At 60.7% G+C, this 19,416-nt stretch carries 23 protein-coding genes and 1 tRNA gene; 15 read left to right on the top strand and 9 right to left on the bottom strand.

Annotated features, from left to right (window positions below; genetic code table 11):
- Positions 1-10 precede the first annotated feature (10 nt).
- Positions 11-1,309, top strand: coding sequence for a hemolysin family protein (locus tag AC1Q5W_RS09145; protein ID WP_492645314.1), 1,299 nt, complete (start codon positions 11-13; stop codon positions 1,307-1,309).
- Here AC1Q5W_RS09145 and AC1Q5W_RS09150 read toward each other — a convergent pair.
- Positions 1,293-2,063, bottom strand: a complete 771-nt coding sequence (locus AC1Q5W_RS09150) for a YdcF family protein (RefSeq protein WP_492645315.1) — start codon at positions 2,061-2,063, stop codon at positions 1,293-1,295. The genes AC1Q5W_RS09145 and AC1Q5W_RS09150 overlap by 17 nt on opposite strands.
- Before the next feature lie 154 nt (positions 2,064-2,217).
- On the opposite strand from AC1Q5W_RS09150, the gene AC1Q5W_RS09155 reads away from it, so the two are divergent.
- The 3 genes from AC1Q5W_RS09155 to AC1Q5W_RS09165 are packed head-to-tail and all read left to right on the top strand — an operon-like array spanning position 2,218 to position 5,115.
- Entirely contained in the window at positions 2,218-3,222 is a 1,005-nt protein-coding gene (locus AC1Q5W_RS09155; RefSeq protein ID WP_492645316.1) for a TRAP transporter substrate-binding protein, read from the top strand.
- Between the two features lie 13 nt (positions 3,223-3,235).
- Complete coding sequence (locus AC1Q5W_RS09160) at positions 3,236-3,832, top strand: TRAP transporter small permease (RefSeq protein WP_492645317.1); 597 nt, start codon at positions 3,236-3,238, stop codon at positions 3,830-3,832.
- Positions 3,829-5,115, top strand: a complete 1,287-nt coding sequence (locus AC1Q5W_RS09165; RefSeq protein WP_492645318.1) for a TRAP transporter large permease — start codon at positions 3,829-3,831, stop codon at positions 5,113-5,115. The genes AC1Q5W_RS09160 and AC1Q5W_RS09165 overlap by 4 nt, the downstream gene beginning before the upstream one ends.
- 73 nt (positions 5,116-5,188) lie before the next feature.
- Here the strand turns inward: AC1Q5W_RS09165 and AC1Q5W_RS09170 are convergent, their stop codons facing one another.
- Positions 5,189-5,551, bottom strand: coding sequence for a hypothetical protein (locus AC1Q5W_RS09170; protein WP_492645319.1), 363 nt, complete (start codon positions 5,549-5,551; stop codon positions 5,189-5,191).
- A gap of 49 nt (positions 5,552-5,600) precedes the next feature.
- Positions 5,601-6,458 (bottom strand): DMT family transporter, encoded by an 858-nt coding sequence (locus AC1Q5W_RS09175; protein ID WP_492645320.1) that lies wholly within the window; start codon positions 6,456-6,458, stop codon positions 5,601-5,603.
- Between the two features lie 119 nt (positions 6,459-6,577).
- Between AC1Q5W_RS09175 and AC1Q5W_RS09180 the strand changes: the two genes are divergently transcribed.
- From AC1Q5W_RS09180 to AC1Q5W_RS09205, 6 genes are all read left to right on the top strand, one after another.
- Positions 6,578-7,297, top strand: a complete 720-nt coding sequence (locus AC1Q5W_RS09180; protein ID WP_492645321.1) for an AzlC family ABC transporter permease — start codon at positions 6,578-6,580, stop codon at positions 7,295-7,297.
- Positions 7,290-7,622 (top strand): branched-chain amino acid transporter permease, encoded by a 333-nt coding sequence (locus AC1Q5W_RS09185; protein WP_492645322.1) that lies wholly within the window; start codon positions 7,290-7,292, stop codon positions 7,620-7,622. Before AC1Q5W_RS09180 ends, AC1Q5W_RS09185 begins: the two co-directional genes overlap by 8 nt.
- A 10-nt stretch (positions 7,623-7,632) precedes the next feature.
- The gene (locus AC1Q5W_RS09190; RefSeq protein WP_492645323.1) at positions 7,633-7,821 is read left to right on the top strand and encodes a hypothetical protein; all 189 of its coding nucleotides are present in this window, start codon (positions 7,633-7,635) and stop codon (positions 7,819-7,821) included.
- 79 nt (positions 7,822-7,900) lie between these two features.
- A complete protein-coding gene (locus AC1Q5W_RS09195; protein WP_492645324.1) occupies positions 7,901-8,539 on the top strand; it encodes a DUF1353 domain-containing protein in 639 nt (212 codons plus the stop codon).
- A 131-nt stretch (positions 8,540-8,670) separates the two neighbouring features.
- The gene (locus AC1Q5W_RS09200) at positions 8,671-9,516 is read left to right on the top strand and encodes an MBL fold metallo-hydrolase (protein WP_492645325.1); all 846 of its coding nucleotides are present in this window, start codon (positions 8,671-8,673) and stop codon (positions 9,514-9,516) included.
- A gap of 327 nt (positions 9,517-9,843) precedes the next feature.
- On the top strand, positions 9,844-11,157 hold the full coding sequence (locus tag AC1Q5W_RS09205; protein WP_492645326.1) for a tyrosine-type recombinase/integrase: 1,314 nt from the start codon (positions 9,844-9,846) through the stop codon (positions 11,155-11,157).
- Between the two features lie 513 nt (positions 11,158-11,670).
- On the opposite strand, the gene AC1Q5W_RS09210 is transcribed toward AC1Q5W_RS09205, so the two are convergent.
- Genes AC1Q5W_RS09210 through AC1Q5W_RS09225 form a run of 4 tightly spaced genes read right to left on the bottom strand, consistent with a single transcriptional unit; the run spans position 11,671 to position 13,348 of the window.
- Positions 11,671-12,660: a hypothetical protein gene (locus AC1Q5W_RS09210; protein ID WP_492704149.1), complete on the bottom strand. Its 990-nt coding sequence runs from the start codon at positions 12,658-12,660 to the stop codon at positions 11,671-11,673.
- A 6-nt stretch (positions 12,661-12,666) separates the two neighbouring features.
- Positions 12,667-12,882 carry a hypothetical protein gene (locus AC1Q5W_RS09215; RefSeq protein WP_492645328.1) on the bottom strand — a complete coding sequence of 72 codons (216 nt, stop codon included), beginning with the start codon at positions 12,880-12,882 and terminating at the stop codon, positions 12,667-12,669.
- Positions 12,879-13,091 carry a hypothetical protein gene (locus tag AC1Q5W_RS09220; protein WP_492645329.1) on the bottom strand — a complete coding sequence of 71 codons (213 nt, stop codon included), beginning with the start codon at positions 13,089-13,091 and terminating at the stop codon, positions 12,879-12,881. The genes AC1Q5W_RS09215 and AC1Q5W_RS09220 overlap by 4 nt, the downstream gene beginning before the upstream one ends.
- A complete protein-coding gene (locus tag AC1Q5W_RS09225) occupies positions 13,088-13,348 on the bottom strand; it encodes a hypothetical protein (RefSeq protein ID WP_492645330.1) in 261 nt (86 codons plus the stop codon). Before AC1Q5W_RS09225 ends, AC1Q5W_RS09220 begins: the two co-directional genes overlap by 4 nt.
- A gap of 294 nt (positions 13,349-13,642) precedes the next feature.
- Here AC1Q5W_RS09225 and AC1Q5W_RS09230 point away from each other — a divergent pair, with 294 nt between their 5' ends.
- The 5 genes from AC1Q5W_RS09230 (at position 13,643) to AC1Q5W_RS09250 (ending at position 18,162) form a co-directional block, all read left to right on the top strand.
- A complete protein-coding gene (locus AC1Q5W_RS09230) occupies positions 13,643-15,211 on the top strand; it encodes a phage/plasmid primase, P4 family (protein WP_492645332.1) in 1,569 nt (522 codons plus the stop codon).
- Positions 15,212-15,472: 261 nt separating this feature from the next.
- The gene (locus AC1Q5W_RS09235; RefSeq protein WP_492645333.1) at positions 15,473-15,730 is read left to right on the top strand and encodes a hypothetical protein; all 258 of its coding nucleotides are present in this window, start codon (positions 15,473-15,475) and stop codon (positions 15,728-15,730) included.
- A 222-nt stretch (positions 15,731-15,952) separates the two neighbouring features.
- Complete coding sequence (locus AC1Q5W_RS09240; protein WP_492645334.1) at positions 15,953-17,026, top strand: phage major capsid protein; 1,074 nt, start codon at positions 15,953-15,955, stop codon at positions 17,024-17,026.
- Between the two features lie 188 nt (positions 17,027-17,214).
- The gene (locus tag AC1Q5W_RS09245) at positions 17,215-17,676 is read left to right on the top strand and encodes a terminase small subunit (protein ID WP_492645335.1); all 462 of its coding nucleotides are present in this window, start codon (positions 17,215-17,217) and stop codon (positions 17,674-17,676) included.
- Between the two features lie 63 nt (positions 17,677-17,739).
- A complete protein-coding gene (locus tag AC1Q5W_RS09250) occupies positions 17,740-18,162 on the top strand; it encodes a hypothetical protein (protein WP_492704151.1) in 423 nt (140 codons plus the stop codon).
- A gap of 108 nt (positions 18,163-18,270) precedes the next feature.
- Here AC1Q5W_RS09250 and AC1Q5W_RS09255 read toward each other — a convergent pair.
- Together AC1Q5W_RS09255 and AC1Q5W_RS09260 are read right to left on the bottom strand one after the other, a co-directional pair.
- Positions 18,271-18,346: transfer RNA gene (locus AC1Q5W_RS09255), tRNA-Thr, on the bottom strand.
- A gap of 28 nt (positions 18,347-18,374) precedes the next feature.
- On the bottom strand, positions 18,375-19,394 hold the full coding sequence (locus tag AC1Q5W_RS09260; protein WP_492645337.1) for a class 1 fructose-bisphosphatase: 1,020 nt from the start codon (positions 19,392-19,394) through the stop codon (positions 18,375-18,377).
- Positions 19,395-19,416: the final 22 nt, after the last annotated feature.

Raw genomic sequence — 19,416 nt, forward strand, 5'->3', positions numbered from 1 at the left:
CTTGGGTTTCATGGAATTTGTTCTGATCGTGCTGCTCACGCTGCTCAACGGCGTTTTTGCCATGTCGGAGCTGGCGTTGACGGCCAGTCGCAAGGTGCGTTTGCAGACCATGGCCGACACGGGCGACCGGGGGGCCCAGGCCGCGCTGACCCTGCTGGAGAACCCGACCCAGTTCCTCTCTTCGGTGCAGGTGGGCGTTACCTCCATCGGCATGCTCAACGGTATTGTGGGCGAGGCGGCTTTCAGTGATGGTGTGGCCCGCTGGCTGGAATCCAGCCTGCACATTGCACACCGGGCGTCTGAAATTTCAGCGACTGCACTGGTGGTGACCCTCATCACGTTCGTCACCATCCTGTTCGGCGAGCTGGTACCCAAGCGCATTGGGCAACTGTATCCGGAGCCGGTGGCGCGGGTGCTGTCGCGTCCCATGACCTGGTTTGCCACCGGTGCCAAGCCCTTTGTGCGCCTGTTGTCCGTGTGCACGCACGGCACCTTGAAGCTCCTGCGCATTGACGCCACCGACAACCGCGCGGTGACCGAGGCCGAGATCTCCGCCAGCCTGGAGGAGGGGGTGGATGCCGGCATCATCGAGCAACATGAGCACCAGATGGTGCGCAACGTGTTCAGTCTGGACGACCGGCCCCTGACGTCCGTCATGCTGCCGCGTTCCGACATCGAGTGGCTGGACGCCGCTTCCTCCGTGGCGCAATGCCTGGAGCAGGCTAGTACCGGTGGCAGCAAGGGTGCGCACTCCTGGTACCCGGTGTGCCGCGGGTCTCTGGATCACGTGGTGGGGCTGATCAGTGTGGCGCGCCTGCTGGAACTCGGGCCCGGGCACCCGGGCAGCGTCGGGGCGCTGATGGAACCCGCTGTGTTTGTGCCCGAAACGCTGAGTGGCATGGAGTTGATCGAGCAGTTCCGCATCAAGGCCGCGCGCATGGTGTTTGTAGTGGACGAGTACGGTGTCGTCCAGGGCCTGCTCACACCCCATGACCTGCTCGAAGCCATTACCGGCGAGCTCAAACCCGACGCACAAACCCAGGCCTGGGCCACCCAGCAGCCGGACGGTTCCTGGCAGCTCGACGGCCTGATGCCGGTAGGCGAACTCAAGGCCCGCCTGGATATCGACGAGCTGCCCCAGGAGGACCGGGGCCGCTACAACACGCTGGCTGGGCTGCTGATGGCCGTGTCAGGCCATTTGCCCGCCGTGGGTGAGTGCATTGAGTGTGCGCAGTGGCAGTTCCAGGTGACGGGCCTGGAGGGCAAACGCATTGACAAGGTGCGGGCCGTGCCTACAGCCGCCCACTGAGCCGGTAGGCCAGCAGCCCCAGCCCCTCGTGCAGCACCAGCTGCCAGCGCACAATGCCGCCCTCTAGCGAGTATTCGGTCCAGGGGGTGTCCGTGCCCGTGCGAAAGTCCACCGGATAGGCCGTGACATTCCAGCCTGCCTTGGCAAAGGTCGCCATGGCACGCGGCATATGCCAGGCCGACGTGACCAGCAGCCAGGGCTGGGCGATGTTCACCCCCGGCAATTGCGCCGTCAGCACGGCGTTTTCGTAGGTGTTGCGCGATGCCGCTTCGTATTCGATCGGCGGCTCGCTGGGTCCCAGGCTGTCAAAGAAGTTGCGCGCCCGTTCGGCTTCCGTAGGGCCGCTGCCCAGCAGGCTGCCTTCGCCGCCGGTGAACACCACGCGCAGGTGTGGGTTGCGCAGGCGGCTGGCCAGGGGCGCGGTCATGCGTTCGGCTGCATCCGTGAGCAGGGGTTGGGTGTGGGCCAGTGCCACGTGTCCCGACTCCAGTGCACCCCCCAGCACCACCATGCCCACGTAGCCACGCAGATCGGCCTGCGGAGGAATCTCGGCATACTGGGCTTCCAGCCGCCGGATCAGCAGGTCCGGTAAGGGTTGCCAGCCCGCGGCCAACAGCACCGCCAGGGCACTCCCTGTCAGGCGGCGACCCAGGGCCGGACGGCGCCGCAACACCAGCAGGCCCCCCAGCAGGAGGGCGGCCACCCAGGCCAATGGCTGGGTCAGAAGGGCGAGAATTTTGGCGGCAAGAAACATGGCTAGGGGTACGCTTGGTGTCGTGAAACAGGTCGGGATGGTAAGTGATGTGGCATGCGTGCCGGGTTATCCCCTAGTGGATGTCCACAATGGTGCAATCTTGGGATTCGACTAATCTTGACCGTAACGTCATCACTTCCACGGGTCGCTCACCATGAATATTCGCGCCATTGCACTGGGTCTGGTTGCCGGGTGTTTTTCCTTCGCCGCGCTCGCCCAGGCGCCCATTGTCATCAAGTTCAGCCACGTGGTGGCCAACGACACGCCCAAGGGCCATGCCGCCGAGTTCTTCAAGAAAAAGGCAGAAGAGCTCACCAAGGGCCGGGTCAAGGTGGAGGTGTACGCCAACAGCACCCTCTACAAGGACAAGGAAGAAATGGAGGCGTTGCAGATTGGCGCCGTGCAGATGCTGGCGCCCTCCCTGGCCAAGTTTGGCCCGCTGGGCGTGAAGGAGTTCGAGGTCTTTGATCTGCCCTACATCTTCGACGGGTACGAAGATTTGCACAAAGTCACGCAGGGCCCGGTGGGGCGCATGCTGCTGGACAAGCTCGATGCCAAGGGCGTGAAAGGTCTGGCCTATTGGGACAATGGTTTCAAATCGTTCTCAGCCAACAGGCCTCTGAAATCCCCGGCGGATTTCAAGGGCCTGAAGATGCGTATCCAGTCTTCCAAGGTGCTGGAGTCGCAAATGCGCTCCCTGGGCAGCTTGCCGCAGGTGCTGGCGTTCTCCGAGGTCTACCAGGCCCTGCAGACCGGTGTGGTGGACGGTACCGAAAACCCCATTTCCAACCTCTACACCCAGAAAATGCACGAAGTGCAGAAGAACCTGACGCTGACTGAACACGGTTACCTGGGTTATGCGGTCATCACCAACAAGAAGTTCTGGGACGGCCTGCCTGCAGACATCCGCAAGCAGCTCGACGACGCCCTGGACCAGGCCACCCGCTACGCCAACCAGATTGCCAAGCTGGAAAACGACAAGGCGCTCGATGCCGTCAGGAAGTCTGGAAGGACCGAGGTCTACACCCCTACGGCCCAGGAGAAGCTGGCTTTCAAGAAGGCCATGATCAAGACCCACACCGAGATGGAGTCGCGCATTGGCAAGGACCTGATCCGGAGCATTTACAAGGAAACCGGTTTCGACCCCAGCAAGCTGTAATCCGGACTGATTTGTGAAGTTTCTTGATCACCTGGAGGAAGGGATCATCACCTTCCTCATGGGGGCGGCAACCCTGGTCATTTTTGTCGCCGTCATCCACCGCTACGCCTCGGGAATTTCCATCCCGGTGGTGCAAGACTGGCTGCTGTCCATCAACATGGGCTGGGCGCAGGAGCTGTGCATCATCATGTTTGTCTGGATGGCCAAATTTGGTGCGGCGTATGGTGTGCGCACTGGCATTCACGTGGGGGTGGACGTGCTGATCAACCGGCTGCCGGACAGCCGCCGCCGCAAGTTCATTGTTTTTGGCTTGCTGGCCGGGGCGCTGTTCACCGGCGTCGTCGGTACGCTGGGCCTGCGTTTCGTGTGGGAGAACGGCATGCACTACGCGGTTTTTTCCGCCATGGGCATGGCGCCGGGCGATGTGTTTGAAGGCCCGACAACACCCGACCTGGAGTGGCCGACCTGGATGGTGTACTCCGCCATTCCCATGGGTTCTTACCTCATGTGCTTTCGCTTTCTGCAGGTTGCCGTCCGCTTCGTGCGCACGGGTGAGCTTCCCCACCATGACCATGGCCATGTGGATGGCCTGGACGGGGCGCAGCCATGAACACGCTCATCATTCTGAGCCTTCTGGTGGTGCTGATGCTCACGGGCATGCCCATCTCCATCTCGCTGGGCCTGACGGTACTCTCGTTCCTGTTCTTCATGACCGAGGTGCCTATCGAGTCGGTGGCGCTCAAGCTATTCACCGGCATCGAGAAGTTCGAGATCATGGCCATCCCGTTCTTCATCCTGGCGGGCAACTTCCTCACCCATGGCGGTGTGGCCCGGCGCATGATTGCTTTTGCCACCTCCATGGTGGGCCACTGGCATGGAGGACTGGGCTTGGGCGGGGTATTGGCCTGTGCCCTGTTTGCCGCGGTGTCGGGCTCCAGCCCGGCCACGGTGGTGGCCATCGGCTCCATCCTCATGCCCGCCATGGTGAAGGCGGGCTTTCCCAGGAGCTTTGGCGCCGGTGTCATCACCACGTCGGGTGCGCTGGGCATCCTGATTCCCCCATCCATCGTGATGGTGATGTACTCGGTCTCCACCAACACCTCGGTGGGAGCCTTGTTCATGGCGGGTGTCGTGCCGGGTCTGCTGCTGGCCCTTTCCCTGGGGCTCACCACCTGGTACCTGGCCAAGAAGAACAACTACCCATGCCAGCCCAAGGCAAGCTGGGCGCAGCGCTGGGACGCGTTTCGCAAGGCGATATGGGGGTTGCTGCTGATTGTGGTGGTCATGGGCGGCATTTACACCGGTGTCTTCACGCCCACCGAGGCCGCCGCCATGAGTGCCGTGTACGCGTTCTTTGTCGCCGTGTTTGTGTACAAGGACATGGGGCTGCGAGACGTGCCGCGCGTGCTGCTGTCGTCAGCCAACATGAGTGCCATGCTGCTGTACATCATCACCAACGCGGTGTTGTTCTCGTTCCTGCTGACGCACGAGAACATTCCGCAGCAAATGGCCGACCAGATGATCGGCACCGGTGTGGGCGTCATCGGTTTCCTGCTGATTTCCAACGTGCTGCTGCTGGTGGCGGGCAACTTCATGGAGCCTTCGTCCATCGTCCTGATTCTGGCGCCCATCCTGTTTCCCATTGCCATGAAGCTGGGCATTGACCCGGTGCATTTCGGCATCATCATGGTGGTGAATATGGAGGTGGGCATGTGCCATCCCCCGGTGGGCCTGAATCTCTATGTGGCCTCGGGCATTACAAAGATGGGCATCACCGAACTGACCGTGGCGGTATGGCCCTGGCTGCTCACCATGCTGGGCTTCCTGGTTCTGGTGACCTACTGGCCCCAACTCTCGCTGTGGTTACCGCGCCTGATGGGCATGGTGCCGTAGCATCCAATGCCACGCCCATGAAAAAATCCCCTGCTATCGGAACGGTAGCAGGGGATTTTTTATTGGGGGAGATTCAGTAACTGGCAGCAGCCACTTTCCTGGTCTTGCCGTGCTTGGCTTTCTTGGTCTTCAGGTGTTGGACCTTTTTGACTTTTGCGTGCTTGGCCTTCTTGGCTTTCGCGTGCTTTACCTTGGCAGCTTTGGAGGCCTTGGAGGCCTTGGGGGCCTTGGCGTGCCGGGCATTTTTGGCTTGCGCTGGCTGACGGGTGTTGTCGGCGTAAGGCTTGATCGCCTCACCGTTCGCCGGCGCGGTTGCATAAGAAGGCGACCAATTGTTGGAAATGGGCGCTGGCTTGGGTGCGTCTGCGGTTTGCGCAAAAGTGAATGCCGCAACGCTGGAAAGGCAGGCGGCTGCAATGAGGTGCTTGATCTTCAAGATAATCTTCTTTCAATGAATGTCGACTGTCGCCGGGTTAGTTTACGTGCTATTTGCGTGCCAGATAAACGCCCCAGACGGCCAGTGTCATGCCGAACAGCGCAAGCCCCGAAAACGTGTCGCCGAACAGCAACCAGGCAAACAGTGCGGTGCAGGGTGGTACCAGGTAAAACAGGCTGGCCACATTGACCGCGCTGCTGTGGCGGATCAGCCAGTTCAGCAGGCTGATGGCGCCAATGGAGAGCACCAGCACCAGCCAACCCACCGCAAAAATCAACTCGCCTACCCACTCCACGCGAAAATGCTCGGTCAGAGAGGCCGCCAGCAGCGTGACCACGGCGGTGGGCAGAAACTGTGCCACCGAGCCGGTCCGCCAGTCAAAGGCAGGGCAGAATCGCTTCTGGTACAGCGTGCCTGCGGTGATGCCCAGCAGCGCAACAACGGCAGGCAGTATGGCGTGGGCGGCGAACTCCGTTCCCAGCTTGCCCGCCACGACCAGCCCCACGCCCACAAGGCCCAGCACCAGACCGCTCCATTGCCTGCGGGATACGGTGGCCCCCAGCAACCACCCTGCGCCCACGGCCGTGAGCAGCGGCTGCACCCCCACCACCAGGCTGGTCACGCCGGCGGGTAGTCCCTGTGAAATAGCAATGAACACGCCCCCCAGGTACACGCCATGCACCAGCAGGCCCGCCACGCCAATGTGTAGCCACTCGCGGGCAGACTGGGGCCAGGGGGCCCGGGTGAGAACGGCAATCAGCGTCATGCAGCACAGGACGGCAGCGTAGCGAATGAGCAGAAAGGTCAGCGGCTCCGTATGCGGCAAGCCGAGCCGGGCGCCAATGAAGCCGGTAGACCAGAGCACGACGAACAGAAGGGGAAAGATGCGTGCTTGGCGAGGGGTCATCGGTGGTGGCGCGGTGGGTTGTGCCGCGAGCTTACCGGATGGTTGCGTGGCGTGCAGGGGCAGGGTCTTCACCTGCTATCCTCCGGGGCTCCCTGCCATGGCCGCCGCCTGCTTTTTTCATGTCCCGTTACGCTCGTTCTGACTCCGGTCCTGCAAGCCACCCGCTGGCGGTGCTGCGCCTCACCGCGCCCGTTGCCATGGGCTACATCCCCTTGGGCACCGTGTTTGGCTTCCTGTTCGTGCAGGCGGGTGCCGCCTGGTGGCTGGCCATCGCGGCCAGCGTCGTGGTGTATGCCGGTGCGGCGCAGTACATGATGATCCCGATGCTCGCTGCCGGCATGTCTTGGGGCACCATCGCGCTGGCCACCCTCATCGTCAACCTGCGGCACATTTTTTACGGCCTCTCGCTGCTGCACCAGTTTCCCAAGGGAACGTTGCTGCGCTGGTACATGGCATTCGGGCTGACCGACGAGACCTATTCGGTTCTTACCACCGTGCCAAAGGCGACCAGCCACCGGCAGATGGCCCTGGTTGTCTTGCTCAACCACGGCTGGTGGGTGCTGGGAACCACCCTGGGGGCCGTGATCGGTGCTCAGGCCCAGATTCACCTGCGCGGCCTGGACTTTGTTCTTGCCGCCCTGTTTGCGGTGCTGGCAGTCGAACAGTGGCGCACCCGCCATAGCCCGGCGCCCCTGTGGGTCGCGCTCATGGCATACGCCGTGGCCTATCCGCTGGCGCCCCAGCATGCCCTGGTCATTTCCATTGTGCTGACTCTGGTGGCGGGAGTGCTCTGGCAATCCCGCTCTGGCGCAGCGACCCGGGAGTCTGCTCATGATTGAGGCGGGGTATGTGCTCGGCGTGATTGGCGCCATGGCGCTGGTCACGTTCGCGCTGCGCGCGCTGCCGTTTGTGGCCGCGCAATGGCTGGCCAAACATGCGCTGGTGCAGCGCATCGGGGAGTTCCTGCCGCTGGCCATCATGGTCCTGCTGCTGGTGCACTCGGTGGTCGGCTCCGCCCGCGAACATGCCGCCGGTCCGTGGCCGGAGCTGCTGGCCGTGGCCATCGTTGTGGTCTTGCAGTGGCGCAGCCGCAACCCGCTGCTCAGCATTCTGGCGGGCACACTGGTGTATGTGCTGCTGCGTAACATTCCCTTGACGAACTAAGGAGCCAGACGTGAGAGTAGGGCAGATACCCAAATGCGGTTGCGGCAAGAGCAAGCACCCGGACATGCTGTGTGACGGCAGCCACTCGCAACTGACCGCAGAAGAACTGCAGCGCTTGCGGGAAGCCAAGGCGGGCCAGGGCGCGCTCGGGCCCAAGAACAAGCCGGCCGGCCCCCCCAACCGCGGCAAGCCCCGCTAGCCGCGGGACCCCGGCAAGGGGATTGCATCGCGCGGTGGGTTGCTCCAGAATGGGCCGCTAACCGATAAGGGGGCTATCCATGGACCTGCACAACCGGCGCACATTTCTGGGCTACGCCGCCTGGCCCGTGGTCTTGCCCCCCATCGCCTTGCAGACGGTTGGCGCCCACGCCCAGACGGCGTCCGGAGCATCGTCTGCCTCCGTCGACCCCGCCGTGGTGGACCGCTGGATGCGCGCGTGGATGGACAACAAGGCCCTGGTCGGGCGCCTGTTCCTGTCGCGTTTCGTGGAGCCGGTTTACTTTCTGCTGGAGCCCATCGTCTGGGAACCCAACCCAGGATCGCAGGACTTGCCCACCGTGCAGGTCCCCCGGGGGTTTGTGACCGATTTCGCCAGCATTCCCCGCATCTTCTGGTCTGTGCTGCGCCCGGATGGCGAATACGCCCATGCGGCGGTCATCCACGACTACCTGTACTGGTCGCAGACGACTCCCAAGGCGGTCGCCGATTCCATCTTCAAGCGGGCCATGGAGGATTTGAAAGTCGCGCCTGCAACCGTCGCAACGCTCTACAACGCCGTGAAACTTTTCGGCGATCAGGCATGGCAGGAAAATGCCCGTCTGAAAGACCAAGGTGAAAAACGCGTTCTGAAGCGTTTTCCGGATGACCCGACGGCCCGCTGGGCGGATTGGAAAACAAGGCCAGACGTGTTGCAGTGAGACGCTGGATGGGAGCTAACTTTCACTGGACCCAAGGACAAACCTGAGGGGGCGTTGATTATTGTCACGAATGCAGTCCTGAGCAATGACTAACGTGTGACAAGCGACGGTTTGTTTGTAACGGGGGGCATATGAAGGTCACAGCGCTTGTCGAAAACACACGCATTCAAGGGATGGAGAATCTCACGGCAGAGCACGGTCTGTCCCTGTACGTCGAACACAATGGCAAGCACATATTGTTTGACACAGGCGCATCGGGCGTATTTGCCGATAACGCCATTCAGCTTGGGATTGATATTCAGTCCGTAGATTGTGTCGTTTTATCTCACCACCACTATGACCATGGAGGTGGACTGCGGCGATTTTTGCAGTTGAACCAGCAGGCCCCAATCTACCTCCGCGGGCCGGTGGTCAGTGAGTGTTATGGGAAGTTTTTGTGGTTTGAAAAGTACGTGGGGATCGATCAGGAACTGTTCCGCGAGCATCGTGACAGATTCGTCTTTGTCAATGAACGAACGGCGATCTTCCCGGGGGTTTCCATACTCACTGAAGTGGGGCGAGTGCACCCCATGCCGCGTGGCAACCGATCCATTTTTGTCAAGGAAAACGGAAAGCTTGAACTGGACAACTTCTCGCACGAGCTGGTGCTGGTGATTGAAGAGGCGGACGGATTGGGTGTGTTCACGGGTTGCGCGCATCAAGGCGTATTGAACATGGTTCAAGCAGTCACCCATGCGTTCCCAGGCATTCCTATCAAGGCGGTTTTCGGGGGCATGCACTTCATGGCCATGCCGCCTTTCAACTTTATGTCGGGCAGCAAGGAAGAGGTGGCGCAAATAGGGAAAAGGCTTCTGGAATTCCCGCTCAATCGCGTGTACACATGCCACTGTACCGGCTCACATGCTTATCCGGTTCTCAAGGGCGCCATGGGAGAGAAGCTCGAATACATCGGGACCGGGCGCAGCGTATCTGTTTAATCGGAGATTGCGGCAACGGAGCCCCGATTTCGAAAGGCCAATGCCGTGAAGTACTGGGCACATGCGCAGCACATTAAAAAACCCGCAGTCCTTTCGAACTGCGGGTTTCAAGAGTGGTGCCGGAGAGATGAATCGAACACCCGACCTTCTCATTACGAATGAGGGGAAAGCTGTATTTGCCCTCGTTGATTGGCGCTGATAGAATCTATATAAATCAACACGTTACAGCTATATCAATGGATTGATGTACAGTTTGAGTGTTGATTGAAATGTGGCAATTTCTAGCAATTTTGCCTACAGATTGCCTACAGATTCCAAAGGGGTGCCATGAGCAGGCTACAAAACCGCGTGAGGCTGACCGCTGGCCGGGTTGACGCCTTCGCCTGCCCGGCTGGTAAATCCCAGGCTTTCCTATGGGACACCGAAGCCCCCGCCCTGGCGTTGCGCGTGACGCCCACGTCCCGCAAAACCTACGTGTTTGAATCGCGCCTGAACGGGGCAACCCTGCGCGTGAACATCGGCACCGCCGCCGATTGGCCGATTGAAAAGGCACGGGGCGAGGCGCAGCGCCTAAAAGTGCTGGTGGACAGTGGGCAAGACCCACGCGAGATTGAGCGCCAGAAACTGGCAGACAAGGCCGCAGCAAAGGCTGCAGCGACTGCCAAAGCCCTGGCTGTGGGCGATGTGTGGCCGCTGTATTTGGAGAACGGCAAGCCCAAGCGTAAGGACGCATGGAAGCCCCGCTACCGTTCCGACCTTGAGGCGATGGCCGCGCCCGGTGGCGAAAAGAAAAAGCGTGGGCAGGGGCTGACAAGGCCGGGACCGCTTTACCCGCTGTTGGCGCTGCCATTGGCCGCTGTGAACGAGGACACGCTGAAAAGCTGGTACGACCGCGAAGCCGTGGCAGGTAAGCACCAAGCCGCCCGAGCCCTGATGATGTTCCGGGGCTTTCTGCGCTGGTGTGCTGCCCGCCCTGAGTATCGGAACCTGACAGACCGCGATGCAGGCAAGGCAGCCGCCATCGTGGAGAACCTGCCCAGCAACACCCGCCGCACCGATGCCCTGGAAGCCGCTCAGGTGCCGGGCTGGTGGGCTGGTGTGGAACAACTGAGCAACCGCACTGCAAGCGCCTACCTGCGCGCCTTGCTGCTGACCGGCGCACGTCGTGAGGAACTGGCAGCCCTGACATGGACGAACGTGGATTTTCAGTGGCGCAAGCTGACTATTGCCGACAAGGTGGAAAGCACCCGCACCATTCCCCTGAGCCCATATCTTGCGCAACTGTTGGCAACGCTGCCCAGGGTGGGGCCGTTCGTGTTTGCCAGCACAGGCAAGGCAGGGCGCATTACAGACACTCGCGCAAGCCATGCCAAGGCCCTGCAAAGCGCTGCAATCGAGGGGCTGACTATCCACGGGCTGCGCCGTTCTTTCTCGCTGCTGGGAGAGGCTGCCGGGGCGCCTGCTGGGGCCATCGCGCAAGTGATGGGGCATCGGCCAAGCGCAACAGCCGAGGGCTACAGGCCGCGCAGTGTTGACGCCCTGCGCCCGTTTTTGGAGCGCATTGAAGCCCATATTCTTGATGTGGCCGGTGTGCAGTTTGATGCCCAGGCTGAGCCGGGCAAGCTACACGCAGTAAATTGAAGTTTCGCCCCAGCTAGGCAGGGCCGCAATCCTGCCGAAAAGTCGGACACCTTCACCGACCTGCCGGGGCACCTTATGAAGGCTGCACTTTGAAGGGGTGCTATGTCCAAGGTTCAATATTCTCTGCCCATGTTTGCGCGCCTGGAGCCCCGCACGCCGTGGGCTGGTGGCCGTATGGTTGACACCGATGTTTTGACGCTGGCAGACGCCGCAAGCATGGCGACAAAGCACGCCGGGGAGCCCGTCACCATTGGCGATTTTCTGCGAGCTGCTGCCCGTGGCGAAATAACGCTAAGGGCCATTGTTCACCGCACAGCGAAGGTGCAAAAACACGACGGGGGTGTTTATTGCAATGGAGGGCAGGAAAACGAAAACAAGGTTCCTGCTGGTGCCATCGCAACATTGCCGCTTACCGCTTGCCAACACCTGGCAGGCGCAGGCCGGGCAAGCTGGCGCACATTTGATGGGTTCGAGATGGTTGAAGGCGTTTTGCAGCGCTACACAAAAGGCCGGTTAGTCGCTGGTGAGCCTGATTTTGAAACCGTGCCGGATGATTGCCGCGTGGTGGGCTATGACGTTCACGCCCTGGCAGATGAATACACCGCGCCGGATGCAGCACAAGCCGAGCCCCAGGCCGCGCCCATAGTGGCAGAGAGCGCCAGCAACGCGCCAGCATGGACGGTTGCCAAACCCCAGCGATACAACGGCTATACCGCGCCCCTGCATCGTTTGATTGTCGCTGCGCATCGTGAAGGCAAAGCTCGCACGGCTGCCAAAGGCTGCGGCAGCACTGCGAGAGGCTAGGGCTCGGCGAATCAGCTCTGCGTCATCGGTCGGGCCACGCCACTCGGGCACAGGCGCAGTGCTGAGTTCAAAGCTGCCGGCACTCGCGGAACCGGACGGAGGAAAGTAGTTCTCTACCAGCCACTCAAGTGCCTGCGTGTGGTCACTTCCGGCATCACCTTGGGGATTAATGAGGCCAAGGGCTGCGAACCTCTTTTCTGTGTAGAGCTCGATGCCCAAGGCGCTGTTGCGCGTGCCGTGTGGAGGGCACACGCCGCGCCCAATGATGTGCAGCCCTTTACCTGACTGAGACACTTCGACATAGGCGCCAGGGAAGGCTGCGCATAGCTTTTGGGCAATAGGGGACCACTCTTTTCCATCCCATGCTCCATCAATGTCAATAAAGAAAAAGCCACTGTCGGCGGTGAACACAAACGCAAGCCCGTTGCCGACAGGCGATGCCAGTGCGGTCGCAGCGCCGCACCAATGCTGTGGATCGTGCGCGTCAACCACACTCCCCGTGCGCGGCGAGACGGGCAGCTTGTCCATTTTCCCTTGGCGGGTTTTTGATGGAACTAAGACGTATCGCAAGAATTGCGGATATTGCGTAAGTGCGGCTAGCGGTTTGCCTATTTTTCCAGCGCCTGCGACAATTGGCTCGGGTTTCTCACACACTTGCCCGGCCTCTGCACCGGGCTCTTTTTTTGGTTCGTGGTTCATAGTTTTTCATCCATGTGAATTGGTGCAGGTCGGCAAGCTCACGGCGCGTGCGGCCAGCAATCCCGCGGCGAATTTCTCCAAGGCGTCCAGGTCCGGGCACAGCACAACCACAGTGACGCTTCGAATAGCGAAGCTCCCGTCATCGATCACACCCAGCGTGTAGCCCTTCAATGCGAGCCGCGCTTTCAGCGTCTCAACGGTCTTGCGGTCTTTCGGGTTCATGTCTTCGCTCCAAGGTTTGTGGCGTACTGTTCCAGCGCACTGAGGTCGCTCAGGTGGACCATCACGCCGGCGCTTCGAACGGCATAGCTGCCGGTATCCAGGGCCTCAATTGCGAGTCCTCGGCGTGACAGGCGCACGCGCAGCGCGTTCAGCCGCTCGCGGTCACTGGGCTCAGACTGCGGCGGCGTGGAGTGGGGGAGGTTGCTCATTTGCCGACCCCCAACACAGCGCGGATGCCGGTAACAGGCCACGCCAAACGGCCATTGATCCGCAGCGGGCGAAGTCCCTCAAGGCCGGTTTCGGAACAAGCCCAGCCGCGCAATGTCTGCGGGCGGCGGTTCAAGTAGTGCGCGGCCTGTTCGGTCGGCACCGTGGGTCGGTTTACTAGTTCCAGCGGGGGGTATTGCTGGGGGTCGGTTGCGACGCGGCGAGTGTCGGCGCTGTGTTGGGTGGCGGTGGTTTTCATCGGTTTGCACGTCAAGAAGTTGATGTGCAGCGATGATTTTTCGGAGGTGTATGTTTCCCCTATCGTGGCGGCTCTAGCGGGCGCTTATCGGGCGCTTGTCATCCGTCCGATTGCCTTGCGAATTGCTTCAAGGTCGGCTGTTTTTGTGTCGCCTTTGGCGTCGTAGTAATCGAACCCATCAGGCAGCACCTTTGCAATTTCGGCGGGTGCGTTGATGCGCCATGTTTCCACCACATCGCGGGCAGTTGGGCACGGGTTGCCGATCTGTGGGAGTGCAACACCGAGCGCCTGCGTGTGGCCTTCCCAGACCCTGCGCGGCCCTACGATGAATCCGCCGCCGATGCTGCGCTGGCCTCACACTTGAGCTACTGGACGGGAAAAAATGGCGAGCGCATTGAGCGCCTGATGCGTCAGTCCGCGCTGGCCCGGGAAAAGTGGTCGAGGGGCGATTACCTCAAGCGCACTATTGCGAACGTGGTCGCCCGGGGTGGCGATGTGCTCAAGGACAAGCCGCCCGCACCCGTGGGAGGCATGACACTGCAAGGTGTGGATGCCACGCTGATGCAACTTGGGACACAAGACGCTGTGGCCCAAATCTTTGCCCGCCAAATGGACGGCAAGATGCTTTTCAACCACAAGCGAGGAAAGTGGCTGGAGTGGGACGGCACCCGCTGGCAGATCGAGGAAACCGAGAAGGCGCTGAACTTCGCACGCGACCTGGCGCGATCTGTGAACTATGACGGCAGCCGTGCGCTCGGGTCGGCTTCCTTTTGTGCCGGCGTCGAGCAGCTAGCCAAAGCCGATCCAGTGCTGTCCGCAACAGGTGCGGAATTTGATGGCGACAACTATCTGTTGAATACGCCTGGCGGCACGTTCGACCTTCGCACCAATACTCTGCGACCCCATGAGCCAGCGGACCGCATAACGATGCGCACGTCCGTCACGCCCTGTCCGGATGGCGATGCGGACTTCGACAAGTTCATGGATGAAGTAACTATGGGCGACCATGAGCTTGCCGAGTTCCATCAAGTTTCCCTGGGCGCGTGCCTATCCGGGGCCGTGGAGGCACATTGGATGCTTTTCTGGATCGGTACTGGCCGCAACGGCAAGAACACGCTTGGCGACCTCGTGCAGGATGCAATGGGTGACTATGCCCGCAAGGTGCCGACCTCGACCTTGATGGCAAAAGCGCACGAGAGCCATCCAACAGACATTGCGAACCTGCAAGGCATACGCCTGGCTGTGTCCTCAGAAATCAACGATGGCGAGCATTGGCACGAGGCCCGCATTAACGAGGTGACCGGGGATGCGACCCTGAGCGCCAGATTCATGCGCCAAGATTTGTTCACCTTTCGGCGGACCCACAAACATCTAATCTACGGAAACCATAGGCCCCAACTGAGGACTGTGGGCAACGCCATCATGGCCCGCATCAAGATCGTGCCGTTCAAGGCGTCATTCCTTGGGCGCGAGGACGCGGACCTGCCCCGCCGCCTGCGTGAAAACCTCGGGTACGTGCTGGCCTGGCTGATCGACGGCCACCGCAAGTGGCTGGCAGCCGGTAAGCGGCTTCCCGCATGTAAGGCCGTCGAGGACGAGAGCGCCGACTACTTCGCCGCGCAGTCCACGCCGGAGATGTGGCTTGCAGAGCGCGTGCAAATCTTGAATCCTGATCTGCGCCCGAGCCACCAGTGCCCAAAGTCATCCGACCTCTACCGGGACTACAGCGATTGGAAAAAAGCACGACAGGAACAACCCATAGGCCACACACGCTTGGCTGAATTCATGGGTCGGAAGTTCAAGAAGGAAACCTCCAACGGCGTGCGGTATCGGGGCCTTGTGCTTTTGCCACATGTCTTCTAGCCCCTTTTGGAACCCTTGGAACCCTTTCCGGTTTATCGCATAGAGCCGCCAAAAACTAAAGGGAGTTACCGGAAAGGGTTCCAAGGGTTCCAAACCTGTAACCGCTACTACTGCACATATACACGTACTAGGAAATCGAAATGCTGAAACTTCATCTCCGTCATATCCGCCGCCGTGTGGTCGAACGCCTGGCGCACAAGCTGGGCCTATCCCTCAAGCGATCCAAGCAACTCGCACGCTATGTGCCATAAGGAGAACAACATGCAACCGCAAGAACTTGCCAAGACCGCCACGCAGGCGATTCACTCTGCTCAAACGCTAGTCAGCACGATGCTGGATGCCTGCACGCCTGAGATGCTGCAAGACCTGGAAATCGCCTTGCGTGGTGGCAGCCGTGTGGTCGTGCAGATCGAGCTGATGCCGACCGCAGCTATCAATGTCGTGCTGATTGAGCCGGAGGGGCGGACCTGCACATTGGCAGCACTGGCGACTACGCACGACTTGCAATCTTCGCATTGATGTGATAACCTGCGCACAGATCGCGCATTCAAAACGCAGCGCGATTCTTCATTAAGTCAAGTTGCCACGGGGATCCTGGTTTTCTTGCTCTTGATGATTGCGAAGTAGGTTTGGCGGTGAGAGACCGCGTGGACTGAAACGGCAGCGTGGAGTTTCCCGGGGGGAGCCCGGTGGGGCTGAACGTAGCAACCGCGTCGTTTCAATCATCCAAAGGACTCCATCATGTCTGACCTCTCCGAAATCACAGGCCTCATGAAGGCCCAAGCCGATACTCATGGCAAGCTGCTGGGCACTGTGGGCGAACTCCAAGAACGCATGTTCGCTATTGAGCGCAAGGCCGCCGACCACTCTGGCGACCCTGCTGGCATGCAGCAGGGCGCATCGAACTCCATCGGATCGCAGTTCGTCGCGAAGTTCAAAGAGCACGGCGACATGTTCGCCAAGACCAAATCGCTGCGGCTGGAAGTCAAAGCTGCCGGCGATTTGATCTCTACCACCAGTGGCCGCACCATCGTCTCGGGTGGCGTTGGCGCACCGTCTGCCAATGTTCTGGGCTTTCACAATGCGCTGCCTGGGCGGCGTGTCTTCGCGACTACTGCCGTCGAGTACGCGAGGTTCACCGGCACGCAAGGCGCTGCGGCTGTGCAGGGTTCCGAGGGCGCTGCCAAGGCTGCCGTTCGCCCCGACCATACGCTGATCACGCAGGCAGGACTGACCATCGCCGGTTACGCCAAGATGTCCAAGCAGGCGCTGAACGACAGTGCGGAACTCAAGACTGCCATTGATACCACGCTGATGCGCTCGGTCGGGGCTGCCCTTGACGCTGCCCTCGTGAATGGCGCTACCGGCTTCACGGGCGGATTTGAGGGCCTGGCGACCGCGTACACATCGCTGGTGTACACGTCCCTCGTGGATGCGATCAGCGAAGGCGTGGCGACGATGCAGACCGCTGGCTTTGTACCCGATGTGGTCGCGCTGACGCCTGCGGACTGGCTGGCCATCACAACCGCCCGGGGCACTGCCAATGACCATTATTTGTCGGGCCAATATTTGGGCTCCCTGCCATCGGAGATGCGTGGCCTGCGCGTCGTGCTGAGTCCCTCGGTGGATTCCGGCAAGGCGCTGCTGCTGGACAGCCTGCACTCCGAACTGCTGGTCGTGGAGGATTTCACCGTCGAGCTGGGTACTGAGCACGATGAATTTACCAAGAACATCGTGACCTGCCTCGGAGAAATGAGAGTTATTCCCGTAATGAGAAGCATCGGCAGCGCACGCCTGATCACGCCCAAGGCGTAAAGGATCCCTGCAAGGGTGAGCGGACGTCGGGCAACCGACAGCCGGTGGGGGTTTGGTTCACCCCGCGACCGGCACCTATTCGTTATCGAGTGGGGTAGGGGCGGTGCAAAAGTCTAGGACGGTTGCCCGCCGCAACCACCATGTTCCGCATTCCTGGACTAAATCCTCTCGGGAAAGGCCATTGACCAATGGAAATCGCACCGAAACTCACGGATTTGCAGCGCCGATTCGTTGAGGCGTACCTTGCGTTGCCCGCCGACACTCGTGGTCGCCCTGGCAAAGCGGCCATCGCTGCCGGGTACTCGGAGAAACACGCGACTGTCACAGGTTGTAGGTTGCTCAAGCACGCCGGCATTGTGGCCGCGATTGAGTTCGCCCGCAATTCTGGCGGCACGCTGCCGGAACCACCTGCGCTACCTGTCACCAATGACCCGAAGGTGTGGCTACACGCGCTCATGAATGACCCGACCGCAACGCCGCGCCAGCGTCTCGATGCGGCCAAGGCCCTGCTGCCATACGAGCATGCCCGCATGGATGACCGAGGCAAGAAAGAGGTGCAGGCCGAGCGAGCCGCAAAGCAGGGCAGCAGCACGAGATTCCGTCCGACCCCGCACCCTGGGTTGCGCGTGGTGCGTGGTGAGGGGAATTGACGCAAAGGTGTTACTCATGTCAAATGGCCCGCTGATGGTCGTCAACAAGGGGAGGCATCGGGTATGAGAGTTGCGATTTTCTACGCGTGCTTGTGCGCTTTCCTGGCTGGATGTGCTGCACCTGTCAGTCGGCCACCAAAAGAACCTGCTGTTGCAAAAACAGTTGCTCCGCAGTGCAATAACAAACGCCAGTGCGAAGCCATGTGGGCGAATGCTCAGGAGTCGATTGGCATGGCGACTGGTATGCGGAACCGAATCATTACGGACACGCGCATCGAGACTTTCGCGGCAAATGGCTACGGTCGGATGACCGGAGTCGTTACGAAAACACCAGTCGGCGCGGAGGCATACAAGATCGAGGCCCGTTTCGAGTGCTACCGTTACACCACATGCGACGATCTTCGGGTTTCGGCTACGGACATGTTTAACACGCTTGTCGAGGGCGCGGGCATTACCTTCAGGCAGGATGATCGGACCAGCAAGTAGCCTCAGGCATCGGGGCAGTCTTCCTCAATTTGCCTACAGATTGCCTACAACCCCACAAAAGAAAAAGGGTTCACTGCTATTTTGATAGCAATGAACCCTTATCTGTATTGGTGCCGGAGAGATGAATCGAACACCCGACCTTCTCATTACGAATGAGCTGCTCTACCGACTGAGCTACACCGGCTGGTAAGCCTGAGATTATATCCGGCTCGTTACCCTTCTGTGTGGTAGCGGGTGACGCGTTCCACTTCATTTTTTGAACCCAGGATCACGCTCACGCGTTCATGCAGCTGGGTGGGCTGGATGCCCAGAATGCGCTCGCGGCCGTTGGTGGCGGCGCCACCGGCCTGTTCCACCAGCCAGCTCATGGGATTGGCCTCGTACATCAGGCGCAGTTTGCCCGGCTTGTTCGGCTCGCGCTTGTCCCACGGGTACATGAAGATGCCGCCCCGGGTGAGGATGCGGTGTACGTCGGCCACCATGCTGGCAATCCAGCGCATGTTGAAGTCCTTGCCGCGTGGGCCTTCCACGCCGGCCAAGCACTCGTCCACATAGCGCTTCACCGGGGCGTCCCAGTGGCGCATGTTGCTCATGTTGATGGCGAATTCCTTGGTGTCTTCGGGGATCTTGACGTGTTCTTCCGTCAGCACGAAGGAGCCCTGCTCGCGGTCCAGGGTGAACATGGCCACGCCGTCGCCCACGGTCAGCACCAGCGTGGTCTGCGGGCCGTAGACGCAGTAGCCGGCGGCCACCTGCTGGCAGCCCTTTTGCAGGAAGTCCTGCTCGCAGACGGGTTCGATCGCCGTGGGGTCGTCGTTACCCTTCTTGAGCACCGAGAAGATGGTGCCGATGCTGACGTTGACGTCGATGTTGCTGGAGCCGTCCAGGGGATCAAACAGCAGCAGGTATTCGCCCTTTGGGTAGCGGTTGGGCACGGCGTAGATGCTGTCCATTTCCTCGGACGCCATGGCCGCCAGGTGACCGCCCCATTCGTTGGCCTCGATCAGCACCTCGTTGGCAATGATGTCGAGCTTTTTCTGTACTTCGCCCTGCACGTTCTCGCTGCCGGCGCTGCCCAGCACGCCGCCCAGGGCGCCTTTGTTGACGGCCTGGCTGATGCTCTTGCAGGCGCGGGCCACCACTTCGAGCAGCAGGCGCAGCTCGGACGGAATGTGCCCGTCCACGCGCTGCTGCTCCACAAGGTAGCGGGTGAGGGAGATTTTGGGTGCCATATCGGTGCTCCTTGTTGGGTGT

The organism is Rhodoferax sp. MLSD5-FHT05B10, from assembly GCF_058793415.1.

Excerpts from the sequence above, each read along its gene's own strand:
- AC1Q5W_RS09155 (WP_492645316.1), top strand. The coding sequence starts at position 2,218 with ATGAATATTCGCGCCATTGCACTGGGTCTGGTTGCCGGGTGTTTTTCC.
- AC1Q5W_RS09245 (WP_492645335.1), top strand. The coding sequence starts at position 17,215 with ATGGAAATCGCACCGAAACTCACGGATTTGCAGCGCCGATTCGTTGAG.
- AC1Q5W_RS09240 (WP_492645334.1), top strand. The coding sequence starts at position 15,953 with ATGTCTGACCTCTCCGAAATCACAGGCCTCATGAAGGCCCAAGCCGAT.
- AC1Q5W_RS09150 (WP_492645315.1), bottom strand. The coding sequence starts at position 2,063 with ATGTTTCTTGCCGCCAAAATTCTCGCCCTTCTGACCCAGCCATTGGCC.
- AC1Q5W_RS09210 (WP_492704149.1), bottom strand. The coding sequence starts at position 12,660 with ATGAACCACGAACCAAAAAAAGAGCCCGGTGCAGAGGCCGGGCAAGTG.
- AC1Q5W_RS09175 (WP_492645320.1), bottom strand. The coding sequence starts at position 6,458 with ATGACCCCTCGCCAAGCACGCATCTTTCCCCTTCTGTTCGTCGTGCTC.
- AC1Q5W_RS09225 (WP_492645330.1), bottom strand. The coding sequence starts at position 13,348 with ATGAAAACCACCGCCACCCAACACAGCGCCGACACTCGCCGCGTCGCA.
- AC1Q5W_RS09260 (WP_492645337.1), bottom strand. The coding sequence starts at position 19,394 with ATGGCACCCAAAATCTCCCTCACCCGCTACCTTGTGGAGCAGCAGCGC.
- AC1Q5W_RS09165 (WP_492645318.1), top strand. The coding sequence starts at position 3,829 with ATGAACACGCTCATCATTCTGAGCCTTCTGGTGGTGCTGATGCTCACG.
- AC1Q5W_RS09145 (WP_492645314.1), top strand. The coding sequence starts at position 11 with ATGGAATTTGTTCTGATCGTGCTGCTCACGCTGCTCAACGGCGTTTTT.
- AC1Q5W_RS09250 (WP_492704151.1), top strand. The coding sequence starts at position 17,740 with ATGAGAGTTGCGATTTTCTACGCGTGCTTGTGCGCTTTCCTGGCTGGA.
- AC1Q5W_RS09220 (WP_492645329.1), bottom strand. The coding sequence starts at position 13,091 with ATGAGCAACCTCCCCCACTCCACGCCGCCGCAGTCTGAGCCCAGTGAC.
- AC1Q5W_RS09180 (WP_492645321.1), top strand. The coding sequence starts at position 6,578 with ATGTCCCGTTACGCTCGTTCTGACTCCGGTCCTGCAAGCCACCCGCTG.
- AC1Q5W_RS09185 (WP_492645322.1), top strand. The coding sequence starts at position 7,290 with ATGATTGAGGCGGGGTATGTGCTCGGCGTGATTGGCGCCATGGCGCTG.
- AC1Q5W_RS09215 (WP_492645328.1), bottom strand. The coding sequence starts at position 12,882 with ATGAACCCGAAAGACCGCAAGACCGTTGAGACGCTGAAAGCGCGGCTC.
- AC1Q5W_RS09205 (WP_492645326.1), top strand. The coding sequence starts at position 9,844 with ATGAGCAGGCTACAAAACCGCGTGAGGCTGACCGCTGGCCGGGTTGAC.
- AC1Q5W_RS09235 (WP_492645333.1), top strand. The coding sequence starts at position 15,473 with ATGCAACCGCAAGAACTTGCCAAGACCGCCACGCAGGCGATTCACTCT.
- AC1Q5W_RS09195 (WP_492645324.1), top strand. The coding sequence starts at position 7,901 with ATGGACCTGCACAACCGGCGCACATTTCTGGGCTACGCCGCCTGGCCC.
- AC1Q5W_RS09200 (WP_492645325.1), top strand. The coding sequence starts at position 8,671 with ATGAAGGTCACAGCGCTTGTCGAAAACACACGCATTCAAGGGATGGAG.